This window comes from Citrobacter sp. Cc139 (assembly GCF_030334645.1).
Taxonomy (GTDB): Bacteria; Pseudomonadota; Gammaproteobacteria; order Enterobacterales; family Enterobacteriaceae; genus Citrobacter; species Citrobacter werkmanii.
In genome coordinates this window covers 138,243-163,088 of sequence record NZ_JAOWDM010000082.1, presented here as the reverse complement: position 1 = coordinate 163,088, position 24,846 = coordinate 138,243, and the positions used below count along the sequence as shown (strand labels likewise).

Genomic DNA, 24,846 nt, shown 5'->3' with positions numbered 1-24,846 from the left:
TTGTGCTATAAAAAAGTATGTTGTAACTAAAATGGTAAAACACATGGCCCGTTACGATCTCGTTGACCGTCTGAACAGCACCTTCCGCCAGATGGAACAGGAACTGGCGCTTCTGAGCGAAAATTTGTTGCAGCAGACACTGCTGATTGCGCGCGTGTTCTCGCTACCAGAAGTCGTCAAGGAGGCAGAACATGCCCCTTTGCAGAGCATCGATGTAAAACAACATTTAGGCAAAGAGGCTGAATCGCTGGCACTGCGTCACTATCGCCATCTGTTTATTCAGCAGCAATCTGAGAACCGCAGCAGCAAAGCGGCCGTCCGTCTTCCTGGCGTGTTGTGCTATCAGGTGGATAACGCGGCGCAGCGCGCTCTGGAAGAACAAATTCAGCGTATTAACCAGTTGAAAACGACGTTTGAGCGCATTGTCACGGTGGAATCGGGACTGGCGCCGGCGGCACGTTTCGAATGGGTGCATCGCCACCTGCCAGGACTGATTACGTTGAATGCCTATCGTACGCTCACGCTGGTGAAAGAACCCGCCACCCTGCGCTTTGGCTGGGCTAACAAACACATCATTAAAAACCTGAAACGCGATGAAGTCCTGCAGCAACTGGAAAAGAGTCTGACGTCGCCGCGCAGCGTACATCCATGGACGCGTGAAGAGTGGCAGGCGAAGCTGGAGCGGGAATATCAGGACATCGCAGCCCTGCCACAGCAGGCAAAACTGAAGATTAAAAGACCGGTGAAAGTGCAGCCCATCGCCCGCGTCTGGTACAAAGGAGAGCAAAAACAGGTGCAATACGCCTGCCCGACGCCGCTGATTGCGCTAATCAACAACAACAACGGTATGACCGTACCCGATATCGGCGAGTTACTGAATTACGATGCCGACAACGTTCAGCATCGTTTTAAACCTCAGGCGCAGCCGTTGAGATTGATTATTCCCCGACTGCACCTGTACGTTGCTGATTAACTGCCCGGTCGCATGCTGCCAACCATCAGTTCCGGTCGTACCCAACTGTCGAACTCCGCTTCGGTTAAATATCCCAGCGCCAGGGCTGATGCTTTTAACGTCAGCCCTTCCTTGTGCGCCTTTTTGGCTATCTCAGCGGCTTTGTCGTAACCGATATGGGTATTGAGTGCGGTAACCAGCATCAGCGACTCGTTGAGTAACTGGTCGATTCGCTCACGATTGGGTTCAATACCCGTCGCGCAATGCTCGTTAAAGCTTTCCATCCCGTCCGCCAGCAAACGCACTGATTGCAGGAAGTTGTGAATGACCATCGGTCGATAAACGTTAAGCTCAAAGTTACCTGACGCCCCGCCCATATTAATGGCAACATCATTGCCCATCACCTGGCAACAAAGCATGGTCAGCGCCTCACACTGAGTCGGATTGACTTTACCCGGCATAATGGAGCTACCCGGTTCGTTTTCAGGAATTGAAATTTCACCAATACCACAGCGCGGACCGGATGCCAGCCAACGCACATCGTTGGCGATTTTCATCAGTGACGCCGCCAGCCCCTTGAGCGCTCCGTGGGCGTGAACCAACGCATCGCAGGTCGCCAGTGCTTCAAATTTATTCGGTGCAGTAACAAACGGCGCGCAGGTAATGACCTTCAACTCATCCGCGACCCGACGCGCATATTCAGGATGGGTGTTCAGTCCAGTTCCCACCGCCGTTCCCCCCAACGCCAGTTCCGCCACATGGGGTAAACTGTTTTCAATGTGTCTGAGGTTATGTTCGAGCATTGCCACCCAGCCGGAAATTTCCTGCCCAAGCGTAAGCGGGGTCGCATCTTGCAGATGCGTCCGGCCAATTTTGACGATATCGGCAAACGCGTGGGATTTATCACTGAGCGTTTTGGTCAACACCGTTAATTGCGGGATCAGTGATTTGCGCAGCGCCAGCAGCGCGGCAACATGCATCGCTGTTGGAAAGACATCATTCGAGCTTTGGCTTTTATTAACATCATCGTTGGGGTGAACTTTTCGCTCCATTCCCCGCACGCCGCCCAGCAATTCGCTGGCACGGTTTGCCAGCACCTCATTCATATTCATATTGCTTTGCGTGCCGGACCCCGTCTGCCAAATGGCCAACGGAAACTCATCCCGATGTTTGTCCGCCAATACCTCATCTGCGGCCTGCATAATCGCGGTGGCTTTATCTTCCGCCAGCAGCCCGAGATCTAAATTAACCTTGGCAGCCGCCCGTTTCGTCAGCGCCAGCGCATGGATCAGCAAGACCGGCATTTTCTCCGTAGAGATACGAAAATGCTCCAGCGAACGTTGGGTTTGCGCCCCCCAAAGCTTATCGGCAGGAACATCAATTGCGCCCATTGAATCATTCTCGCGGCGTACCGTTACCATTACCTGCTCCTTACATTAAGAATTGATTAGGTTATGTTTCGACATTGCCCACTTGCATTGGTCTTATCAGTATTAACGAGGATTAAACTGTCGTTTGGTGGTTCGTGCGGAAAAAAAACCGCCCCTAAGGGCGGCTGACGTTACTTAACGCAGCGTGCGCACTGCGACGTCTGAATTTGCTTGAAGAAATCATTACCTTTGTCATCCACCAGGATAAACGCCGGGAAATCTTCCACTTCAATTTTCCAGATGGCTTCCATCCCCAGTTCAGGATATTCCACGCATTCCAGACTCTTGATACTGCCCTGGGCAAGCACCGCTGCGGGGCCGCCAATGCTACCTAAGTAGAAGCCGCCGTGCTTATGGCAGGCATCGGTCACCTGCTGGCTGCGGTTGCCTTTCGCCAGCATGATCATACTGCCGCCCGCGGCCTGAAGCTGGTCGACATATGAGTCCATACGTCCGGCTGTAGTTGGGCCAAGTGAACCAGAGGCATAGCCTTCCGGCGTTTTTGCCGGACCGGCGTAATAGATCGGGTGATCTTTAACATATTGCGGCAAACTTTCACCGTTATCCAGACGTTCTTTCAGTTTCGCATGCGCAATATCACGACCAACAATAATGGTTCCGTTGAGCGACAGACGCGTGGACACCGGGTACTGCGACAACTGGGCCAGGATCTCTTTCATCGGCCGATTGAGGTCAACGCGCACCGCTTCGCCTTCGCCTGCCTGACGCAGCTCTTCTGGTATGTATTTACCCGGATTATGCTCCAGTTTTTCGATCCAAATGCCTTCACGGTTGATCTTAGCTTTGATATTTCGATCGGCTGAGCAAGAAACGCCCATGCCAACCGGACACGACGCGCCGTGACGCGGCAGACGGATCACGCGGATATCATGAGCGAAGTACTTCCCGCCGAACTGCGCGCCCAGCCCCAAATTCTGCGCTTCTATCAACAGCTCTTTTTCCAGCTCCACATCGCGGAATGCCTGACCATGCTCGTTACCTTCGGTCGGCAGTTCGTCGTAGTATTTCGCCGAAGCCAACTTGACGGTTTTCAGCGTCGCTTCCGCCGACGTTCCACCAATCACAAACGCGATATGATACGGCGGACAAGCCGCTGTTCCCAGCGTACGCATCTTCTCGACCAGGTAATTTTTTAATTTGCCCGGCGTGAGCAGCGCTTTGGTTTCCTGGTACAGATAGGTTTTGTTTGCCGAACCACCGCCTTTAGCAATACACAAGAATTTGTATTCATCGCCGTCAACGGTATACAGATCGATCTGCGCCGGCAGGTTAGTGCCAGTGTTCACTTCTTTATACATATCCAGCGCGGCGTTTTGTGAATAGCGCAGGTTGTCTTCGATGTAGGTGTTATAGACCCCTCGTGCCAGTGCCGCTTCATCTCCGCCGCCGGTCCAGACACGCTGACCTTTTTTACCCACGATTATCGCTGTGCCGGTATCCTGACAGGTCGGCAAAATACCTTTCGCCGCGATGTCGGAGTTACGCAGGAATTGCAGGGCCACATATTTGTCGTTTTCGCTGGCCTCAGGGTCACGCAGGATATCAGCAACCTGCTGCTGATGTGCAGGACGCAGCATAAACGACGCATCATGAAAAGCCTGACGAGCCAGCAGGGTTAGCGCTTGCGGCGCGACTTTAATAACCTCCTGCCCTTCGAATTCGGCAACGGAGACATAGTCGCTGGTCAGCAGATAGTATTCGGTATCATCCTTTTTAAGCGGGAAAGGATGCTGATAATGAAAGGGTTTGTTTGACATTGTGCTCTCACTTACTGCTAGGTCTGGTTATTCTCTGGGCAGATGTTCCATTGCCCTGCTTCCCTGCCGTAAGTCGGGTTGGAGAAGGCAAGGCTTTCTGCAACCGGAAATACTCAGGGTATTAAAAGCGAGTCACCATATCCTACACAATTTTTTAACAAAAACTGAGACAAGTACGACTTTTTACATGCGCAGGTTACTTCCCTCAGGGTTTCTTGGTTTAATAGCCAGAGAAAATTCCACATTCAAACAGGGCTTGAGAATGCAAAAACTCATCAACTCAGTGCAGAACTACGCCTGGGGAAGTAAAACTGCGTTAACGGAACTTTATGGGATTGCCAACCCAACTCAGCAACCGATGGCTGAACTTTGGATGGGGGCGCACCCAAAAAGCAGTTCGCAGGTTCAGAGCGCTGATGGTCAGACGGTTGCTTTGCGCGACGTTATTGAACACAATAAATCCGCGCTATTAGGTGATGCCGTTGCCAAACGCTTTGGTGAACTGCCCTTCCTGTTTAAAGTGCTCTGCGCCGCGCAACCCCTTTCGATTCAGGTTCATCCTAACAAGCACAATTCTGAAATCGGGTTTGCCAAAGAAAACGCCGCCGGGATCCCAATGGATGCCGCCGAGCGTAACTACAAAGATCCTAACCACAAACCAGAACTGGTTTTTGCTTTGACGCCTTTCCTGGCAATGAACGCATTTCGTGAGTTCTCCGAAATTGTTGCCTTGTTACAACCCGTTTCCGCCGCGCATCCGGCTATTGCGCATTTCCTGCAGGAGCCGAGTGCAGAGCGTCTGAGCTATCTATTCGCCAGTTTGCTGAATATGCAGGATGAGGAGAAATCCCATGCTCTGGCGATCCTGAAATCGGCGCTGAACAGCCAGCAGGGTGAACCCTGGCAAACCATCCGCCTGATCGCCGACTTCTACCCTAACGACAGCGGACTCTTTTCCCCACTGCTGCTCAACGTGGTTAAACTCAATCCCGGCGAGGCCATGTTCTTGTTTGCTGAAACCCCGCACGCCTACCTGCAGGGTGTGGCGCTGGAGGTGATGGCGAACTCAGATAACGTGCTGCGCGCCGGACTGACGCCAAAATATATTGATATCCCGGAACTGGTCGCCAACGTTAAATTTGTCGCTAAACCTGCAAACCGGTTGCTGACCACACCGGTTAAAACGGATGGCGAACTGGACTTCCCCATTCCGGTCGACGATTTCGCGTTTTCTCTACACGAGTTAACGGCCACTGGCGCAGTGGTCGGCCAGCAAAGCGCCGCAATTCTGTTCTGCATTGAGGGTGAAGCCGTGTTGAGCAAAGGTGAGCAGCGTCTGGTACTGCAGCCGGGTGAGTCGGCCTTTATTAGTGCGAATGAATCGCCGGTAAACGTCAGCGGCAAGGGCCGTTTAGCTCGGGTTTATAACAAGCTGTAGCAAGATACTGATATTTTTAACAACTCTTGCTAAGCTGTAGTGAGTTAAAGACAAGTCACTCCTCCAGGCGTCTTCAAACGCCTGGTTTTATTTTATGGATATCAAAATGAAAAAATCGCTGGTAGCTGCGGGTGTAGTGGTTGCACTGGGTATCGTCTGGACGGGCGGCGCCTGGTACACAGGTAAAAAACTCGAAACGCATCTCGCCGAGATGGTGACACAGGCAAACAATCAGTTGAAACGCTACTCCCCTGAGGCGGGAATTGAACTGAGTTATCAAAACTATCAGCGCGGCGTGTTCAATAGCCAACTGCAACTGGTGGTTAAACCCATCACCGGGCAGCAAGATTCCTGGCTGAAGCCGGGGCAAAGCATCGTCCTTAATGAAACGGTTGATCACGGTCCTTTCCCGCTGGCACAGCTGAAGTCGCTGAATCTGGTCCCCGCCATGGCCTCGGTGAAAACAACGTTGGTGAATAACGACGTCACCAAACCACTGTTCGACATTGCCAAAGGTGAAACGCCATTCATCATTAACTCTCGTATCGGTTACAGCGGCGATACCCGCTCCGATCTCTCCCTCAAACCGCTGAACTACGAGAATGGCGATGAAAAAGTGGCCTTCAGCGGCGGGGAATTCCAGTTTACGGCTGACAAAGACGGTAATGCGGTTTCGCTGACTGGCGATGCGCAAAGTGGTCTGGTTAATGCGGTCAATGAGTACAACCAGAAGGTACAAATTACCTTCAATAACCTGAAAACTGAAGGTTCCAGCAGTATCGCCAGCTTTGGTGAGCGTATTGGCGACCAGAAGTTGTCACTCGAAAAACTGTCAATTTCAGTCGAGGGTAAAGAGCTGGCGGTTCTGGAAGGCATGGGTATCGATGGTAAATCCGATCTGATCAACGAGGGTAAAACCGTTAACAGCCAGCTGGATTACACTCTGAACAGCCTTAAACTGCAGGGCCAGGATATGGGTAGCGGCAAACTGACGCTGAAAGTGGGTCAGATTGATGGTGAAGCCCTGCACCAGTTCAGTCAGCAGTATAGCGCCCAGACCAAGGCGTTGATGTCACAGGTAGATGTGGTGCAAAACCCGGAGCTATATCAGCAGAAAGTCACCGAAGCCTTCTTTAGTGCCCTGCCGATTCTGATGAAAGGCGAACCGGTTATCACCATTGCGCCACTGAGCTGGAAAAATGCGAAAGGTGAAACCGCCTTTAATCTGTCTCTACTGCTGAAAGATCCGACCGCAAACACCGTGGAGCCGCAAACGCTGGCCCAGGAAGTGGATCGCTCCGTCAAATCACTGGACGCTAAGCTGACGATCCCTGTCGATATGGCGACTGAATTCATGACGCAGATTGCCAAACTGGAAGGATATCAGCAGGAAGAAGCGGCGGGTCTGGCGAAGCAGCAGGTTAATGGCCTCGCGGCGATGGGTCAGATGTTCCGTATTACGACGCTGCAGGACAACGTTATCGGTTCCAGCCTGCAATATGCGAACGGTCAGGTAACACTGAACGGACAGAAAATGTCGCTGGATGAGTTTGTTGGCATGTTCGGTATGCCTGCCTTTGCTGAGCCAGACGCGCCTGCTGCCCCGCAACAGTAAATATCCCTTACGACAGGCCCGATAACATTGCTTATCGGGCTTTTTTTATTTCGCGACGACCAGTCGGGCGGCAAGCGTCAGATTGCGCGAATGGCTTTCATCGTGGCCAATGCGTTGTAGCATGCGTTCCGCAAGGGTGTATCCCATTTCACGGGCAGGCGTGCAGGCCCAAATGATGGGAATGTCATCCAGCGCGCTTTCCGCCACATCGGCAAATCCGGCCAAGGATATTTGCTGTTCAAAGTAGCGATCCACGCCTGTTTCACCACTCTGTCGCCCTGCTCTCATCAGGCCAAACCAGGCGCCTACGGCAATGGTTTCGTTGTAGCACACCACCGCACTGATTGTGGGATTCCGGCGTAACAGCGCCGTCACCTCTTCCGCGGCCTGCTTTTGGCTGGATGAGCACTCCAGCACCCAGTCGCTATGAAATGGCAAGCCATACTTTAACAATGTCGCGCAATAGCCGCCGACGCGCTCTGCCCGGGTTAATGAAGAGCTTTGCCCGCCCAGCCAGGCAATGCGCTGATGCCCATGACGTATCAGTTGTTCAACCAGAAGTTGCGCGGCCTGCATGTTATCAGGTCTGACGGTGTCAACGTCATCCATATAGCTGGCGCGTGACGCAAACACCACCGGGATCCCTTTCTCAGCGGCCAGTTGCTGTAGCGCGTCACTGCTGCCTGCGGCCCCGGCGATCACCACGCCATCAACCCCTTGATTAAGTAACAGGGTGAAGCGCTGTGTCAGCTGTTCGCCGTCTTTACCGCCATGCAGTAAGAAGACCATGCGCCCCTGAGCTTCTAATGCTTCCGTCAGCCCCGCTGTTAGCTCGGCGTAAAACGGCGTAGAAAGATCGCGCACGATCAACCCCACTACCCCGCTCTGCCCACCGCGCAGGGCTGATGCTTGTCGATTACGCACAAACCCCAGTTGCTCAATGGCAGCATTTACCCGTTCACCGGTTGCTGATGAAATACGTCCTTTGCCACTGAGTACCAATGAGACGGTACTGACCGAAACACCCGCAGCCAGCGCAACATCATGGATCGTTATTTTTTTGGCTATAGCCATAAAAACAGAAAACTCCCTGATAACGTGACGGATAAAACGTTTTATCAATCACTTATATTTATACCCCCTATTATCGTTCGATAATGTGATTTATACCGCACTAAAATTAGGTAAAACGTTTTATCTTCTCGCCATCATTAGCCAGCCTGATTTAACAAGGAGTCGTTTAATGACGACGAGAACCACACCAAAAATAACGTTATGGGAATTTTTCCAGCAGTTGGGCAAAACTTTTATGTTGCCCGTGGCTCTGCTCTCATTTTGCGGGATCATGTTAGGGATCGGCAGTTCGTTAAGCAGCCACGACGTCTTAACGTTAATCCCGGCGTTAGGAAATCCGGTGCTACAGGCCATCTTTACCTGGATGAGCAAGGTTGGCTCATTTGCGTTTAGCTTCCTACCGGTGATGTTCTGTATTGCCATTCCTCTTGGCCTGGCGCGCGAGAACAAAGGTGTGGCGGCGTTTGCTGGTTTTGTCGGTTACGCGGTAATGAACCTTGCCGTCAACTTCTGGTTAACCGCAAAAGGTATCTTACCCACCACTGATGCGGCGATCCTGAAAGCCAACAACGTGCAAAATATTCTAGGGATCCAGTCGATCGACACCGGGATCCTCGGCGCCGTCATCGCCGGGATCATCGTCTGGATGCTGCATGAACGCTTCCATAACATTCGTCTGCCGGATGCTCTCGCCTTCTTCGGCGGCACTCGCTTCGTTCCCATCATCTCCTCGGTAGTGATGGGCCTGGTCGGTCTGGTCATTCCCCTGATTTGGCCGGTTTTCGCCATGGGCATTACCGGACTCGGTCACATCATCAACAGTGCAGGTGAATTTGGTCCTATGCTGTTTGGCACCGGCGAACGTCTGTTGCTGCCTTTTGGCCTGCATCATATTCTGGTGGCATTGATTCGCTTTACCGAAGCCGGTGGCACGCAGGAAGTCTGTGGTCATAGCGTGAGCGGCGCACTGACTATTTTCCAGGCTCAATTGAGTTGCCCGACAACCCAAGGCTTCTCTGAAAGCGCAACCCGCTTCCTGTCCCAGGGTAAAATGCCAGCGTTCCTCGGCGGGTTACCGGGTGCAGCGTTAGCGATGTATCACTGCGCACGTCCAGAGAATCGTCATAAAATTAAAGGGTTATTAATTTCCGGTCTGATTGCCTGTGTAATTGGTGGTACGACCGAACCTCTTGAGTTCTTGTTCCTGTTCGTGGCCCCGGTTCTGTATGTGATCCATGCTTTGCTTACCGGCCTCGGCTTCACCGTGATGGCGGTGCTTGGCGTTACCATCGGTAACACTGACGGTAACCTGATCGACTTCGTGGTGTTCGGCATCCTGCATGGATTGTCTACCAAGTGGTATCTGGTCCCTGTCGTCGCAGCTATCTGGTTCGCGGTGTATTACGTTATCTTCCGCTTCGCCATCACGCGCTTCAATCTGAAGACACCGGGTCGCGAAGTCGAAATGGCCAGCACTATCGAAAAAGTGATGGCTGGAGCGCCAGGTAAATCGGGATACAACGTGCCAGCTATTCTGGCGGCGTTGGGCGGCGCGGAAAACATTGTTAGCCTGGATAACTGCATTACTCGTCTGCGCTTGTCAGTAAAAGATATGTCGCTTGTTAACGTACAAGCTCTGAAGGACAATCGTGCCATTGGCGTAGTACAACTCAATCAGCATAACCTCCAGGTTGTTATTGGTCCGCAGGTCCAGTCAGTGAAAGACGAAATCGCGGTTCTGATGAATACCGTACAGGCTTAAGGACAACAGTATGTTTGATTTTTCAAAGGTTGTGGACAGACACGGCACCTGGTGTACCCAATGGGATTACGTCGCCGACCGTTTTGGCTCAGCCGATCTGCTACCGTTCACCATCTCTGACATGGATTTTGCCACTGCCCCCTGCATTCTTGAGGCGCTTACCCAGCGCCTGTCCCATGGCGTATTGGGTTATAGCCGTTGGAAAAATGATGAATTTTTGGCGGCCATTCAGCACTGGTTTCTTACGCGTCACAATACAAAAATCGATCCTCAGTCGCTGGTATATGGTCCCTCGGTCATCTATATGGTGTCAGAGCTGATTCGCCAGTGGTCTTCCGCGGGTGATGCGGTGGTTATCCACACTCCGGCTTACGACGCGTTTTACAAAGCTATCGAGGGTAATCAGCGCGTGGTGCGCGCTGTCGAACTGGAAAAACGCACTGACGGTTGGTACTGCGACATGACCGCGCTGGAGAATGCCCTGTCTCGTCCAGAGAGCAAAATTCTTCTGCTCTGTAGCCCACAAAATCCGACGGGTAAAGTGTGGACGCGTGATGAGCTGGAAACCATGGCGGAACTGTGTCAGCGCCATGGTGTAAAAGTTATTTCCGATGAGATCCATATGGATATGGTATGGGGAGATCACCCACATATTCCCTGGAGTAACGTCGCGCGTGACAGCTGGGCGCTGCTCACTTCCGGTTCAAAAAGTTTTAATATTCCGGCACTGACCGGGGCTTATGGGATGATTGAAGACGCTCAAAGTCGTAACGATTATCTCAGCGCATTAAAAGGTCGCGATGGTCTTTCCTCGCCGGCGGTACTGGCGCTGACCGCTCATATTGCCGCCTATCAACAGGGCGCAAGCTGGCTTAATGCACTGCGGGATTACCTTGCCAGCAACCTGCATTACGTCTCACGCGAGCTTAATGCCGCATTCCCCGAACTGAGCTGGCAGGTTCCGCAATCTACCTATCTGGCGTGGATTGACCTGCGTCCGCTCAACATTGATGATCGCGAATTGCAGGAAGCGCTTATCCACCAGCAGAAAGTCGCCATCATGCCAGGATACACCTACGGCGAAGAAGGACGCGGTTTTGTGCGCCTGAATGCCGGATGCCCGCGCTCAAAACTTGAAAAAGGCGTTCAGGGATTGATTAACGCCATCCGTACAATTCGTTAAGCAGGTTTGCGCAATGAAAACCTCATTGCGCGCCTTATCAGCCTGACGCCTCCTCCATTAACCCAGCCTCAATCATTCACCGTGGATAATCCCGCTTTCATTCCCGGTACCAGAATAACTTTTCGACACCCATCTTCCCGTTTCTCAAAAATTTCATATCCTCTTGCGGCATCTTCAAGCGGCATATGGTGCGTCACAATCTCTTCCGGGGTAAGCAATCCCTTCTCGATCAAATTAAGCAGATCAGGTAAGTAAGCATGCACATGTGTCTGCCCCATTTTGAACGTCAGTCCCTTATCAAAGGCATCACCAAACATGAATCCGTGGATAAAACCGGCGTAAACGCCAGGGACGCTGACAATTCCTCCCCGGCGCACTGCCGCAATGCATTGCCTGAGCGCTTTTCCGCTACTGCCTTCAATTTTTAATGTGCTGAGTACAGTTTCAGTGAGGCTCCCTTTTGCCTCAAAACCGACGGCATCAATCACCGCATCCACGCCACGATGACCTGCCGTGTTATCAATAATCCATTTTGCGGGATCGTCGTTTTTATCAAAGTTAATTGGAATCGCACCATAACGTTGTCGTGCAAATTCAAGGCGGTAATCGTTATGATCAATGATAAATATCTGTTCGGCACCGTTGAGACGAGCACAGGCAGCTGTTAATAACCCTACCGGTCCAGCGCCAAAGATAGCAACGCTGGAGCCTGGCTTAATGTCGGCATTCTTCACAGCCTGCCATGCCGTCGGTAAAATATCAGACAGAAAAAGAACCTTATCATCTGCCAACGTATCCGGCACTTTGAATGGACCTGTGTTCGCTTTTGGTACCCGAACATATTCGGCCTGACCGCCAGGAATACCGCCGTACAGATCGCTGTAGCCAAACAGTGCCGCCGGTGGCGTGATATTCTTGCGGTTCAGCGCTGCGCCGTTGCCACTGTTAGTGCTTTCACACGCGGCATACTGATGAAGTTGACAGAAAAAACATTCGCCACAGGCAATAACGAAGGGTACCACCACGCGATCACCTTTACTTACAGCCGTCACTTGCGATCCCGTTTCAACCACTTCGCCCATAAACTCATGACCAAATATATCGCCATGATGAATTCCAGGGATCTTACCGCGATAAAGATGCAGGTCCGAACCGCATATAGCAGTCGCAGTAACACGCAGAATGATATCATCCGGCTCTTCTATGCCGGGATCTGGCATATTATCAACGCTAACATGATGAGGGCCATGATAAGTCAGTGCTTTCATCATTTTTCTCCTTTAAGTCATCATCTTAAAAGTTAAAAATTATCGTATTTGGCTGGTTCCTTCATTATTTAGGTTAACCATGTTTTCGCTCCGTATTGTTTTTGCCCAAAAGAGTAGTAAGCGTAGAACAAAATGAATACCATGACATTTAATAATGTCATTTTAAGACTGGGCGGAACGCTTCGATTTTATTGCGATCTATTTATAATTTAAGAAAATTTACAAGAATAATCCTGTTCAGGCAATCATGCCTTTATTCCTTCTAAATCTCAGACGGTTACAGCGATTTATTAATTAAACGTCAACCATAATAAACGAAGCGGTATTTCCCGCAATCCATTGAAAATTATCAATACGGACTAATCCGCCTATCAACATTAAATTTGACTTAATACAAATAGCCGCTAACTTTAATCCTTGAACAACGACGGATACGAAATTATTTTTTGTATCTGACTGACATAACCGATATATGAGGTGATATATGGCAGAGCATCGTGGTGGTTCCGGTAACTTCGCAGAAGACCGAGAAAAAGCATCAGAAGCGGGCCGTAAAGGCGGTCAACATAGCGGTGGTAACTTCAAAAACGATCCGCAACGCGCATCTGAAGCAGGCAAAAAAGGTGGACAAAGCAGCCACGGTGGTGGCCGTAAGTCTGACAACTCCTGATAGTTAGCGTTATTTTCATCTTTTAATGAAAAGAGTGTCCTGCGGGTCTGTATGAGGCTCGCAGTTATTTTTAACCTCTACAGGATATTAATATGCATATGAAAAGCATTGAAGACGTATTTATTCACCTACTTTCAGATACCTATAGCGCTGAAAAACAATTAACGCGCGGACTGGCCAAACTCGCCAGAGCCGCATCAAGTGAAAAACTCAGCAAAGCCTTTAATGCCCACCTGGAAGAAACCCAGGGGCAAATTGAACGAATTGACCAAATCGTTGAGCAAGAGCCGGGAATTAAGATTAAACGCATGAAATGTGTGGCGATGGAAGGCTTAATTGAAGAGGCTAATGAGGTTATTGAAAGCACCGAGAAAAATGAAGTACGCGATGCGGCATTAATCGCAGCCGCACAGAAAGTGGAACATTATGAAATTGCCAGCTACGGCACACTGGCAACGCTGGCAGAACAACTTGGATATAAAAAAGCCGTAAAACTCCTCGCAGAAACGCTTGAAGAAGAGAAACAAACCGATCTGAAATTAACCGATCTTGCGGTTGGTAACATTAATAAAGACGCTGAAAAACGATAACCATACTGACACGAGGAAATTACGATGAATCACTTAGAACATTACCATGACTGGCTACGCGATGCGCACGCGATGGAAAAGCAAGCGGAGTCAATGCTGGAATCGATGGCGAGTCGTATCGATAATTATCCTGATTTGCGTGCCAGAATTGAGCAACATATTAATGAAACAAAACGGCAAATTACTCTGTTGGAAGAGATCCTCGATCGAAACGATATCTCGCGCTCTGTATTAAAAGACTCAATGAGTAAAATGGCGGCTTTTGGTCAGTCGATTGGCGGCATGTTTCCTTCTGACGAAATTGTAAAAGGCGCAATTAGCGGCTATGTATTCGAGCAATTTGAAATAGCCTGCTACACATCGCTTTTGGCCGCCGCTAAAAAGGTCGGTGATACCGCCTCTATCCCCGCTATCGAAACGATTCTGGCAGAGGAACGTGAGATGGCCGACTGGCTGATTAAACATATTCCGCAAACGACAGAACAATTTCTCTTACGGTCTGACGCTGACGGCGTTGTAGCCAAAAAATAATCTCATTACGCTCTGCTTCAGGCAGAGCTTCCTCGGATGGGGTCTGTACCGTGCCTGAACTTGACGCTTTTTATTTAGCCCGTTTTCAGTTCGCCTTCACTGTCTCTTTCCATATTCTTTTTCCCGCGATTACGATTGGGCTGGCCAGCTATCTGGTGGTGCTGGAGGGGATGTGGCTGCGCACGCGAAACAATCTCTGGCGCTCGCTCTATAATTTCTGGCTGCAAATCTTCGCCGTCAATTTTGGGATGGGCGTCGTATCCGGCCTGGTGATGGCTTATCAGTTCGGTACCAACTGGAGCGGCTTTTCGCAATTTGCCGGCAGTATTACCGGACCACTGCTGCTTTATGAAGTCCTGACCGCCTTTTTCCTCGAAGCGGGCTTCCTTGGCGTAATGCTATTCGGCTGGAACAAAGTATCTCCAGCGCTGCATTTCTTCACCACCTGTATGGTGGCGCTGGGCACGTTGCTATCTACCTTCTGGATCCTGGCTTCCAACAGTTGGATGCAAACACCTCAAGGTTTTAGCCTCGAAAATGGGCATGTCATTCCCCAGGATTGGCTGGCTATCATATTTAACCCTTCATTTCCATATCGCTTATTGCATATGTCGATTGCTGCTTTTCTGAGTAGCGCGATGTTCGTTGGCGCATCTGCCGCCTGGCATTTACTCCGCGGTAACGATACCCCTGCCATTCGTAAAATGTTTTCGATGGCGTTGTGGATGGCTCTGATTGTCGCCCCTATTCAGGCCGTTGTTGGAGATATGCATGGCCTCAATACCCTTAAGCATCAGCCTGCGAAAATAGCGGCCATTGAGGGACACTGGGAGAATCCCCCCGGAGAGGCGACGCCGTTGACGCTGTTTGGCATGCCTGACATGGAGGAAGAGCGCACCAAATACGCTCTGGCGATCCCTGCGCTGGGCAGTCTGATTCTGACCCATAGCCTGGACAAGCAGGTTCCAGCGCTGAAGGATTTTCCCAAGGAAGATCGCCCCAACTCCGCAATTGTATTTTGGTCGTTTCGCATCATGGTTGGCATGGGCGTGTTGATGATCGCCCTGGGTATCTGCAGTGTCTGGTTACGTTGGCGCAAACGCCTGTACCATTCCCGCCCATTTCAGTGGTTTGCGCTTTTGATGGGGCCTGCCGGACTATTGGCCTTACTGGCCGGCTGGGTGACCACGGAAGTTGGCCGCCAGCCCTGGGTCGTATACGGCTTTTTGCGCACGAGAGATGCCGTTTCATTGCACAGCACAACGCAAATGGTCATCAGTTTGCTGGTATTTATCGTCGTTTATAGCACCGTCTTTGGCGTGGGTTATCACTACATATTCAGGCTGATTAAAAAAGGACCTCAGCCGGTCAGTGAACTGACCTCACAAACCGATGGCACCCCTGCGCGTCCGCTTTCCGCCGCAGAACCGGTAACGGATGAAGAGGAGAAAATCTGATGGACATCGATATCACCGTAATCTGGTTTATTATCATTGTCTTTGCCACGCTGATGTACATCGTAATGGACGGTTTCGATTTGGGCATTGGTATGTTGTTTAGCATTGTACATGCCCCCAGCGAGCGAGATGTGATGGTGAACAGCGTGGCCCCCGTCTGGGACGGGAACGAAACCTGGCTGGTGCTCGGTGGTGCCGGTCTCTTTGGCGCATTCCCTCTGGCTTATGCTGTGATTGCTGACGCACTGGCAATTCCACTCACGATGATGCTAATTGGGTTGATTTTTCGCGGCGTGGCATTTGAGTTTCGCTTTAAAGCCACGCCTTCGCATCGGCTATTTTGGGATTACGCATTTGCCGGCGGCTCGTTGCTGGCGACCGTGAGTCAGGGGATCGTTGTTGGCGCCGTGATTAACGGCTTCGATATAGCAGAACGACGCTTTGCCGGGTCGGCCTTGGATTGGTTGACCCCATTTAATGTGTTTTGCGGACTCGGACTGGTTGCCGCCTATCTGTTACTCGGCACCACCTGGCTGATAATGAAAAGCGATGGCGCGCTTCAGGAACGGATGCGTAAATTAACGCGCCATGTTCTGCTCGCTCTGCTGGCGGTGATTGCCGTGGTCAGCATCTGGACCCCCCTTAGCTGGCAATACATCGCAGAGCGCTGGTTCACACTACCTAATTTCTACTGGTTTGTGCCGGTCCCCATTCTGGTGACGATACTCAGCCTGTGGATTTGGCGTCTGAGCAGCGACAACACCAGCCATGCACGACCTTTTATCCTGACGCTGGGATTAATCTTTCTGGGTTTTAGCGGCTTAGGCATCAGCCTGTGGCCCTATATTATTCCGCCGCATATTACCTTATGGGATGCGGCGGCTCCCCCTGCAAGCCAGATGTTTATGCTGGTTGGCACGCTTATTATTATTCCGGTCATTCTGATGTATACGGCATGGAGCTACTATGTCTTTCGCGGCAAAGTATCTGACGGAGAAGGCTACCATTGACCAGAATAGCGCGCCGATCGCCTGACTCATTGAAAATCTGAAATAAATGTCCACAATGTGACCCTTTTACAAAGTGTTGGCGCGCTTTATTCAAAGTTATTAGAGAATTATGATTCTGTTGTATAATGCCCTGCACTTTACCTAAAAATACGAGTGCGACCATGATTGATACTTCTCTCCCCTTAACCGACGTCCATCGCCACCTTGATGGTAACATCCGTGCCCAAACGATCCTCGATCTGGGTCGCCAGTTCAATTTAACCCTCCCGGCACAGACGCTGGAAACGTTGATCCCTCATGTGCAAGTGACGTCAACCGAGCCTGATTTGGTCAGTTTTTTATCCAAACTGGACTGGGGCGTAAAGGTTCTGGCCTCGCTGGACGCCTGCCGCCGCGTCGCGTTTGAAAATATTGAGGATGCCGCACGTAACGGCCTGCACTATGTTGAACTACGTTTTTCCCCTGGCTACATGGCAATGACCCATCAACTCCCTGTAGCAGGCGTGGTTGAAGCCGTTATTGCAGGCGTGCGCGAAGGCTGCAAGGCCTTTGGCGTTGAAGCGCGTTTAATTGGCATTATGAGTCGTACCTTCGGCGAAGCCGCCTGCCTGCAGGAACTTGATGCGCTGTTAGCACACCGTGACCATATTACTGCGCTGGATCTGGCCGGTGACGAACTGGGCTTCCCGGGCAGTTTGTTCCTGTCACATTTCAACCAGGCACGCGATGCAGGCTGGCATATCACTGTCCATGCCGGCGAAGCCGCGGGACCAGAAAGTATCTGGCAGGCCATTAAAGAATTGGGCGCTGAACGCATTGGTCATGGTGTTAAAGCGGTCGAAGATCGCGCATTGATGGATTATCTCGCCGAACACCGTATCGGCATTGAATCCTGCCTGACATCGAACATCCAGACCAGCACCGTCGCTACGCTGGCGACCCATCCGCTGAAAACATTTCTTGAACATGGCGTTGTGGCCAGTCTGAATACGGACGATCCGGCTGTTCAGGGTGTCGATATTATTCACGAGTACACCATTGCCGCTCCTGCCGCAGGTTTAACTCGCGAACAGATCCGCCAGGCGCAAATCAATGGTCTGGAAATGGCATTCCTGAGTAACGAAGAGAAACGTACGCTGCGCGAGAAAGTCGCCGCAGCGTGACGCTTGTCCGGCCTACGTGGCGTTGCATTGTAGGCCGGATCAAATACCGGGGCATCCGCCATCCGGCATGTGCCTTATCAGGCAAGGCAAAGCGTGGAGCGGTGTTTTGCGGACTCAAGGCCAAGCTCAATCAGCTCCATAATCTGGATAGCTTGTCTCGCCGGGACCGGGTTTTCACCATTACCGTTCAGCGCATCACGGATGCCTGCATAGTACGCCGGGTAATTACCTGGCACGGTCAGCCAGGTCTCTTCAACCCGCTCATCGCCTTCAACTCGCGTCAATACGCCATCGCGCATGTCGTAACCCCAGTCTTCCTGAGGCAGGCGCTCGCCATTTTTCAGACGTTCTTCCTGTGGGTCAAGACCATACTTGACGTAGCTCCCGCGTGAGCCGTGCACGATATAGCGGGCCGATTCTGCGGCCGCCAGCATGGTTCCATGCAGAATCACACGACGCTGTGGATACGTCAGAATGGCATGGAAGTAATCTGTCGATTGTGCGCCCGGACGCAGTTGCGCCAGATCCACCGTCATACTGACCGGCAAACCAAACAGATTAATCGCTTGATCCAAAAGATGTGGCGCTAAATCATACCAAATACCGCTGCCCGGACCGCCCTGTTCACGCCAACGGTCCCGAACCTGCGGGCGGAAACGATCGAAGTGGGACTCAAAATAGGCAACTTCGCCCAAAACGCCATCGGCCAATAGCGCTTTCAACGTCAGAAAATCACTGTCCCAGCGCCGGTTATGGAAAACGGATAGTACGCGCCCCAGACTACGCGCGAGAGCATCCAGCTCACGAGCTTGTGACAGTGTCACGGTAAACGGTTTATCAACAACCACATGTTTACCCGCTTCCAGTGCGGCCTTCGCTAACGGGAAGTGCGTGTCATTTGGCGTAGGGATCACAATCAGGTCAATATTAGGATCGTTAAAAAGGTGCTTAGGCTCAGCAACAACCGTCACTGTAGGCCAGTCGGCCTTCACTTTTGCTTCATCGCTACTGGACACCGCGGCCAGTTCCAGGCCTGGTGTGCCCACAATCAGGGGGGCATGGAAGGTTTTACTGGCGTAACCATAGCCGATTAGCCCAACGCGGATGTTGTCACTCATGTTATTGCCTCTCAATTCAGACTGACCTATTTCACACCATACATTGCAACGTCTCAATAGTTTAATAACCTTTGCGCTACAAAGGTTGTTTATTAACTTAAGTCAAACATATGCTTCTTAAGCTGAATTTGCCGCGAAAAAGTGGCTGAAATCGTTCCCAATCTTCTTGCTGTATTATGGAGAGATTAGTAACATTTGCAGCCTGTGTTTATGGATAAATCAAAGCAAATGTCATCAGTAATGAATCGTCTTATTGAGTTAGCAGGTTGGATTGTTCTTGCGGTCTCCGTGATCCTGCTGGGTATTGCCAATCATATTGACAATTACCAGCCACCGGAGCCAATTGCAGCAGTGCAGAAAAAATAAGCGTCATCAGCTTTTTTGCCCCGCAATTCACCTTCACGCATTGCTGGGTCCGGCTGTAAAAGATCCAATTCTGTCAAAAAAAGCGAATTATGCCGCATCCCGCTCCCGCGCGTATTGCCTGGGATCGCGAAGCGCGCTAACCTTGCCGCAGGCGTACATAGCGCCTGCTTTTTACAGGTATGCATACTCTTCTTACATTTGCGCGCAAATCCGCTTTTACCTGTGCACGTTGTTTATTTCTTAATATTTTCTACTCCGTTGGTATTATTTTATATATGGATTGCTCTTTATGACTGTTCAGGATTACTTATTAAAATTCCGTAAAATTAGTTCACTCGAAAGTCTGGAAAAACTGTTCGATCATCTTAACTACACGCTCACCGACGATAACGACATTATCAATATGTACCGTGCAGCAGACCACCGTCGTGCGGAGCTCATCTCCGGAGGTCGTCTGTTTGACGTCGGTCAGGTGCCTAAATCAGTCTGGCATTACGTGCAATAAAGAAGAAAGTAGCGCTCAACGTTAAAAGCTTTATAATAATTGCCCCAAAATGAATGGCATGTTTGATCGCGCGCGTAAACCTGGAGAAGAGATGACTACCACACCGGCACAACGTATCGGAGGCTGGCTACTTGGGCCATTGGCCTGGCTGTTAGTTGCGTTGTTGAGTGCTTCGCTGGCGTTGTTACTTTACGTCACTGCGCTGGCCACACCGCAAACCTTCCAAACGCTTGGTGAGCAAAGTACGACCAATTTGTTGTTATGGGGCGTCTCTTTTATTACGGCTATCGCCATGTGGTATTACACGTTATGGCTGACGATTGCGTTTTTCAAACGCAGAACCTGCGTGCCGAAGCACTATATTTTATGGCTGTTGATCTCCGTGTTACTGGCGATTAAAGCGTTTGCGTTTTCACCCGTCCCGGACGCCTTTGCCGTGCGCCAACTGCTGTTCCCTTTGTTAGCAGCAGCACTGCTGGTGCCCTACTTCAAGCGCTCACAGCGCGTTAAGTCGACGTTTGTGAACCCGTAATAACCCTACAGTTAACCTGTTGTCGCCTGTTGTAGATTGTCAGATAATAGGCGGCTTTTTTATTTCAGGCCGAAAAATGACTGATTACCTGCTGCTGTTTGTCGGAACTGTGCTGGTCAACAACTTTGTACTGGTTAAGTTTCTGGGCCTCTGTCCGTTTATGGGCGTTTCCAAAAAACTGGAAACCGCAATGGGTATGGGCCTGGCCACGACGTTTGTCATGACGCTGGCCTCTATTTGCGCATGGTTGATTGATACCTGGATCCTTATTCCGCTCAATCTCATCTATCTGCGCACGCTGGCTTTTATTCTGGTCATCGCCGTCGTCGTGCAATTTACCGAGATGGTGGTCCGTAAAACCAGCCCTGCGCTTTACCGCCTGCTGGGGATCTTCTTACCGCTGATCACCACAAACTGTGCGGTGTTGGGGGTGGCGTTGCTGAATATTAACCTCGGCCATAACTTCTTACAGTCGGCGCTATACGGTTTTTCTGCCGCCGTCGGCTTCTCACTGGTAATGGTACTGTTTGCCGCCATTCGTGAACGCCTCGCTGTGGCAGACGTCCCTGCTCCGTTTCGCGGTAATGCGATTGCGCTGATTACCGCCGGTTTAATGTCATTGGCCTTTATGGGCTTTAGTGGTTTGGTGAAGTTGTAATGAATGCTATCTGGATTGCCGTTGCCGCAGTGAGTCTGCTGGGTCTGGCGTTCGGCGCTATTTTGGGTTACGCCTCGCGACGCTTTGCCGTTGAGGATGACCCGGTCGTGGAGAAAATTGATGAAATTCTCCCGCAAAGCCAGTGTGGACAGTGCGGTTATCCAGGCTGTCATCCCTATGCTGAAGCGATCGGCTCGCAGGGTGAAAAAATCAATCGTTGCGCGCCCGGTGGTGAAGCCGTGATGTTAAAAATCGCTGCCCTGTTGAACGTCGACCCGCAGCCGATTGATGGTGATGAACAAGATGTTACGCCCGTGCGAATGCTGGCGGTCATTGATGAAAATAATTGTATTGGTTGCACAAAGTGCATTCAGGCCTGTCCGGTCGATGCCATTGTGGGTGCGACCCGCGCCATGCACACAGTGATGAGCGATCTCTGCACCGGCTGCAACCTGTGCGTTGACCCATGTCCAACGCAATGTATCGAATTACGCCCGGTGGCTGAGACGCCCGATAGCTGGAAATGGGATTTAAACACTATCCCTGTGCGCATCATTCCTGTGGAACAACATGTTTAAGTTATTCTCTGCATTCAGAAAAAACAAAATCTGGGATTTTGATGGCGGCATTCATCCACCAGAAATGAAGACCCAGTCAAACGGTACGCCGCTGCGGCAGGTTCCGCTGGCGCCGCGCTTCGTTATTCCCCTGAAACAACATATTGGCGCGGAAGGTGAACTGTGTGTCAACGTGGGCGACACCGTCCTGCGTGGCCAGGCGTTAACCATCGGGCGTGGCAAAATGCTGCCGGTACATGCGCCAACGTCAGGCACTATTGTTGCTATTGCGCCACACTCCACCGCACACCCTTCGGCATTAGCCGAGCTAAGCGTCATCATTGATGCCGATGGCGAAGACCGCTGGATTGAGCGTGATGGCTGGGCCGATTACCGTTCCCGTAGTCGGGAAGAGCTTATTGCACGTATTCATCAGTACGGCGTCGCCGGTCTGGGCGGCGCAGGTTTCCCAACCGGGGTTAAGCTACAGGGCGGCGGCGATAAAATTGAAACGCTGATCATCAACGCCGCAGAATGCGAGCCGTACATTACGGCGGATGACCGTCTGATGCAGGACTGCGCGGCTCAGGTCGTCGAAGGTATCCGCATCCTCGCGCACATTCTTCAGCCGCGTGAGATCCTGCTGGGAATAGAAGATAACAAACCGCAGGCAATTTCCATGCTGCGTGCGGTGCTGGCCGATTCCCACGATATCAGCTTACGCGTGATCCCAACCAAGTACCCGTCCGGCGGCGCCAAGCAGTTAACGCAAATTCTGACCGGTAAGCAGGTACCTCATGGCGGACGCTCCTCAGATATTGGCGTGCTGATGCAAAACGTCGGGACCGCCTACGCGATTAAACGTGCGGTCATTGACGGAGAACCTATTACCGAGCGTGTTGTGACGCTTACAGGCGAAGCCGTCAGCCGTCCAGGCAACGTCTGGGCGCGTTTAGGCACGCCGGTTCGTCATTTGCTCAGCGACGCGGGTTTCTGCCCTTCCGCCGACCAGATGGTGATTATGGGCGGGCCGCTGATGGGGTTTACGCTGCCATGGCTGGATGTACCGGTGGTGAAGATCACCAACTGCCTTCTGGCCCCCTCTGCCAGTGAAATGGGTGAAACGCCGGAGGAGAAAGGCTGCATTCGCTGTAGCGCCTGCGCCGATGCCTGCCCGGCCGATCTTCTGCCGCAGCAACTCTACTGGTTCAGTAAAGGGCAGCAGCACGATAAAGCCACAACTCACAATATTGCAGACTGTATCGAATGCGGCGCTTGCGCATGGGTATGCCCGAGCAACATTCCGCTGGTACAGTATTTCCGCCAGGAAAAGGCCGAGATTTATGCTATTAGCCAGGAAGAAAAACGCGCCGCGGAAGCCAAAGCACGTTTTGAAGCTCGACAGGCGCGACTTGAGCGTGAAAAAGCCGCACGTCTTGAACGCCACAAAAGCGCTGCCGTACAGCCTGCGGCTAAAGATCATGATGCCATCGCCGCCGCATTGGCTCGCGTAAAAGAGAAACAGGCTCAGGCAATGCAACCGGTTGTTATTCAGGCTGGCGAAAAACCTGACAATAGCGCAGTGATTGCCGCTCGCGAGGCGCGTAAAGCACAGGCTCGTGCGGCCCGGACGGAAAATTCAAACAAAATTGAAGACAGCAGCGCGGGTACCGACCCGCGTAAAGCGGCAGTCGAAGCGGCAATCGCCCGCGCCAAGGCCCGTAAACTTGAGCAACAGCCGGTGACTGAAACCGCTGAACCGGTGGATCCGCGTAAAGCCGCCGTCGAAGCGGCAATCGCCCGCGCCAAAGCCCGTAAGCTTGAGCAGCAGCCGGTGACTGAAACCGCTGAACCGGTGGATCCGCGCAAAGCCGCCGTCGAAGCGGCAATCGCCCGCGCCAAAGCCCGTAAGCTTGAGCAGCAGCCGGTGACTGAAAGCGCTGAACCGGTGGATCCGCGTAAAGCCGCCGTCGAAGCGGCAATCGCCCGCGCCAAAGCCCGTAAGCTTGAGCAGCAGCCGGTGACTGAAAGCGCTGAACCGGTGGATCCGCGTAAAGCCGCCGTCGCGGCCGCTATCGCACGCGCCCAGGCTAAAAAAGCCGCACAGCAGCAGGTTGTAAACGAGGAATAAATGGTATTCAGAATAGCAAGCTCCCCTTATACCCATAACCAACGTCAGACATCACGCATCATGATGTTGGTGTTACTTGCTGCATTGCCGGGAATCGTCGCGCAGCTATGGTTCTTTGGCTGGGGGACGTTGTTGCAGATCGTTCTGGCCGCCATTAGCGCTATCGGCGCCGAAGCGGTCGTACTTAAACTGCGGAAACAACCCATTGCGCCGATTTTAAAAGATAACTCCGCGCTCCTTACGGGGTTGCTACTGGCCGTGAGTATTCCTCCGCTGGCCCCCTGGTGGATGGTGGTATTAGGCACGGTATTTGCCGTTATCATTGCAAAACAGCTGTATGGCGGCCTCGGACAAAACCCGTTCAATCCCGCCATGATTGGCTACGTCGTACTGCTTATCTCATTCCCGGTGCAGATGACAAGCTGGCTGCCGCCGCAGGAAATTGCAGCCACGGTCCCCGGATTCTTTGACGCTCTGAACGTAATCTTTACCGGACATACCGCGGGCGGCAGCGATATGAACGCGCTCCGTATGGGAATCGACGGCATCAGCCAGGCTACGCCCCTTGATACCTTCAAGACCTCTCTGCATGCGGGACGAACGGTTGAACAGGTAATGCAGTACCCGATTTACAGCGGCATGCTCGCGGGCGCCGGATGGCAGTGGGTTAACCTTGCCTGGTTGGCTGGCGGCATTGTGCTGTTATGGCAAAAAGCGATTCGCTGGCATATCCCGGTTAGTTTCCTGCTGTCGCTCGCTGTTTGCGCTACTTTAGGCTGGATTTTCTCGCCAGAGTCGCTGGCATCGCCTCAGTTACATCTACTTTCTGGCGCGACGATGCTCGGCGCTTTCTTTATTCTTACCGATCCCGTTACGGCATCGACCACCAACCGTGGTCGCCTGATTTTTGGCGCGCTTGCGGGTTTGTTAGTGTGGTTAATCCGCAGTTTTGGTGGCTATCCTGATGGCGTGGCCTTTGCCGTGTTGCTGGCAAATATTACGGTTCCCCTGATTGATTATTACACCCGCCCTCGCGTGTACGGACATCGCTAAGGACA

Annotated in this window: 23 protein-coding genes; 18 read left to right on the top strand and 5 right to left on the bottom strand. The window is 51.8% G+C overall.

Annotated features, from left to right (window positions below; all coding sequences use genetic code 11):
- The first annotated feature begins 43 nt into the window (after window positions 1-43).
- Complete coding sequence (tus, locus tag OGV69_RS12985; protein ID WP_038640452.1) at window positions 44-973, top strand: DNA replication terminus site-binding protein; 930 nt, start codon at window positions 44-46, stop codon at window positions 971-973.
- On the opposite strand, the gene fumC is transcribed toward tus, so the two are convergent.
- Both fumC and fumB read right to left on the bottom strand, forming a co-directional pair.
- Entirely contained in the window at window positions 970-2,373 is a 1,404-nt protein-coding gene (fumC, locus tag OGV69_RS12980; RefSeq protein WP_038640450.1) for a class II fumarate hydratase, read from the bottom strand. The genes tus and fumC overlap by 4 nt on opposite strands.
- A 140-nt stretch (window positions 2,374-2,513) precedes the next feature.
- Window positions 2,514-4,160 (bottom strand): class I fumarate hydratase, encoded by a 1,647-nt coding sequence (gene fumB / locus OGV69_RS12975; RefSeq protein WP_061381392.1) that lies wholly within the window; start codon window positions 4,158-4,160, stop codon window positions 2,514-2,516.
- Between the two features lie 262 nt (window positions 4,161-4,422).
- Between fumB and manA the strand changes: the two genes are divergently transcribed.
- Together manA and OGV69_RS12965 are read left to right on the top strand one after the other, a co-directional pair.
- The gene (gene manA, locus OGV69_RS12970) at window positions 4,423-5,598 is read left to right on the top strand and encodes a mannose-6-phosphate isomerase (protein WP_069324188.1); all 1,176 of its coding nucleotides are present in this window, start codon (window positions 4,423-4,425) and stop codon (window positions 5,596-5,598) included.
- A 106-nt stretch (window positions 5,599-5,704) separates the two neighbouring features.
- Complete coding sequence (locus OGV69_RS12965; RefSeq protein ID WP_069324327.1) at window positions 5,705-7,213, top strand: YdgA family protein; 1,509 nt, start codon at window positions 5,705-5,707, stop codon at window positions 7,211-7,213.
- A gap of 45 nt (window positions 7,214-7,258) precedes the next feature.
- Here the strand turns inward: OGV69_RS12965 and OGV69_RS12960 are convergent, their stop codons facing one another.
- Window positions 7,259-8,287, bottom strand: a complete 1,029-nt coding sequence (locus OGV69_RS12960; RefSeq protein WP_038640443.1) for a Mal regulon transcriptional regulator MalI — start codon at window positions 8,285-8,287, stop codon at window positions 7,259-7,261.
- A gap of 169 nt (window positions 8,288-8,456) precedes the next feature.
- On the opposite strand from OGV69_RS12960, the gene malX reads away from it, so the two are divergent.
- Both malX and OGV69_RS12950 read left to right on the top strand, forming a co-directional pair.
- Window positions 8,457-10,049: a maltose/glucose-specific PTS transporter subunit IIBC gene (gene malX / locus OGV69_RS12955; protein ID WP_038640441.1), complete on the top strand. Its 1,593-nt coding sequence runs from the start codon at window positions 8,457-8,459 to the stop codon at window positions 10,047-10,049.
- Window positions 10,050-10,059: 10 nt separating this feature from the next.
- Entirely contained in the window at window positions 10,060-11,232 is a 1,173-nt protein-coding gene (locus OGV69_RS12950; protein WP_069324189.1) for a MalY/PatB family protein, read from the top strand.
- Window positions 11,233-11,300: 68 nt separating this feature from the next.
- Here OGV69_RS12950 and OGV69_RS12945 read toward each other — a convergent pair whose 3' ends face one another.
- Entirely contained in the window at window positions 11,301-12,500 is a 1,200-nt protein-coding gene (locus OGV69_RS12945) for a zinc-dependent alcohol dehydrogenase (RefSeq protein ID WP_069324190.1), read from the bottom strand.
- A 484-nt stretch (window positions 12,501-12,984) separates the two neighbouring features.
- Here OGV69_RS12945 and OGV69_RS12940 point away from each other — a divergent pair, with 484 nt between their 5' ends.
- The 6 genes from OGV69_RS12940 to add all read left to right on the top strand — a co-directional run bounded on the left by OGV69_RS12940 (window position 12,985) and on the right by add (window position 17,921).
- On the top strand, window positions 12,985-13,170 hold the full coding sequence (locus OGV69_RS12940) for a con-10 family general stress protein (protein WP_006684659.1): 186 nt from the start codon (window positions 12,985-12,987) through the stop codon (window positions 13,168-13,170).
- Between the two features lie 92 nt (window positions 13,171-13,262).
- On the top strand, window positions 13,263-13,760 hold the full coding sequence (locus OGV69_RS12935; protein WP_038640435.1) for a YciE/YciF ferroxidase family protein: 498 nt from the start codon (window positions 13,263-13,265) through the stop codon (window positions 13,758-13,760).
- A 24-nt stretch (window positions 13,761-13,784) separates the two neighbouring features.
- Complete coding sequence (locus OGV69_RS12930) at window positions 13,785-14,291, top strand: ferritin-like domain-containing protein (protein WP_038640433.1); 507 nt, start codon at window positions 13,785-13,787, stop codon at window positions 14,289-14,291.
- A 50-nt stretch (window positions 14,292-14,341) separates the two neighbouring features.
- Complete coding sequence (locus tag OGV69_RS12925) at window positions 14,342-15,748, top strand: cytochrome ubiquinol oxidase subunit I (RefSeq protein ID WP_069324191.1); 1,407 nt, start codon at window positions 14,342-14,344, stop codon at window positions 15,746-15,748.
- Complete coding sequence (gene cydB, locus OGV69_RS12920) at window positions 15,748-16,758, top strand: cytochrome d ubiquinol oxidase subunit II (protein WP_069324192.1); 1,011 nt, start codon at window positions 15,748-15,750, stop codon at window positions 16,756-16,758. The genes OGV69_RS12925 and cydB overlap by 1 nt, the downstream gene beginning before the upstream one ends.
- Before the next feature lie 161 nt (window positions 16,759-16,919).
- Window positions 16,920-17,921, top strand: a complete 1,002-nt coding sequence (add, locus tag OGV69_RS12915) for an adenosine deaminase (protein WP_038640426.1) — start codon at window positions 16,920-16,922, stop codon at window positions 17,919-17,921.
- A 77-nt stretch (window positions 17,922-17,998) separates the two neighbouring features.
- Here add and OGV69_RS12910 read toward each other — a convergent pair whose 3' ends face one another.
- The gene (locus tag OGV69_RS12910; protein ID WP_038640423.1) at window positions 17,999-19,039 is read right to left on the bottom strand and encodes an oxidoreductase; all 1,041 of its coding nucleotides are present in this window, start codon (window positions 19,037-19,039) and stop codon (window positions 17,999-18,001) included.
- A 240-nt stretch (window positions 19,040-19,279) separates the two neighbouring features.
- Between OGV69_RS12910 and blr the strand changes: the two genes are divergently transcribed.
- The 7 genes from blr to rsxD all read left to right on the top strand — a co-directional run bounded on the left by blr (window position 19,280) and on the right by rsxD (window position 24,841).
- Window positions 19,280-19,405, top strand: coding sequence for a division septum protein Blr (gene blr / locus OGV69_RS12905; RefSeq protein WP_038643149.1), 126 nt, complete (start codon window positions 19,280-19,282; stop codon window positions 19,403-19,405).
- A 289-nt stretch (window positions 19,406-19,694) separates the two neighbouring features.
- Window positions 19,695-19,910: a transcription modulator YdgT gene (ydgT, locus tag OGV69_RS12900; protein ID WP_008784684.1), complete on the top strand. Its 216-nt coding sequence runs from the start codon at window positions 19,695-19,697 to the stop codon at window positions 19,908-19,910.
- A 91-nt stretch (window positions 19,911-20,001) separates the two neighbouring features.
- The gene (locus tag OGV69_RS12895) at window positions 20,002-20,442 is read left to right on the top strand and encodes a DUF2569 domain-containing protein (protein ID WP_038640418.1); all 441 of its coding nucleotides are present in this window, start codon (window positions 20,002-20,004) and stop codon (window positions 20,440-20,442) included.
- Between the two features lie 76 nt (window positions 20,443-20,518).
- Entirely contained in the window at window positions 20,519-21,100 is a 582-nt protein-coding gene (gene rsxA / locus OGV69_RS12890) for an electron transport complex subunit RsxA (protein ID WP_003029144.1), read from the top strand.
- Window positions 21,100-21,678, top strand: a complete 579-nt coding sequence (rsxB, locus tag OGV69_RS12885; RefSeq protein ID WP_032943340.1) for an electron transport complex subunit RsxB — start codon at window positions 21,100-21,102, stop codon at window positions 21,676-21,678. Before rsxA ends, rsxB begins: the two co-directional genes overlap by 1 nt.
- Complete coding sequence (gene rsxC, locus OGV69_RS12880) at window positions 21,671-23,788, top strand: electron transport complex subunit RsxC (RefSeq protein WP_069324193.1); 2,118 nt, start codon at window positions 21,671-21,673, stop codon at window positions 23,786-23,788. The genes rsxB and rsxC overlap by 8 nt, the downstream gene beginning before the upstream one ends.
- The gene (gene rsxD, locus OGV69_RS12875; protein ID WP_038640414.1) at window positions 23,789-24,841 is read left to right on the top strand and encodes an electron transport complex subunit RsxD; all 1,053 of its coding nucleotides are present in this window, start codon (window positions 23,789-23,791) and stop codon (window positions 24,839-24,841) included.
- Window positions 24,842-24,846 lie beyond the last annotated feature (5 nt).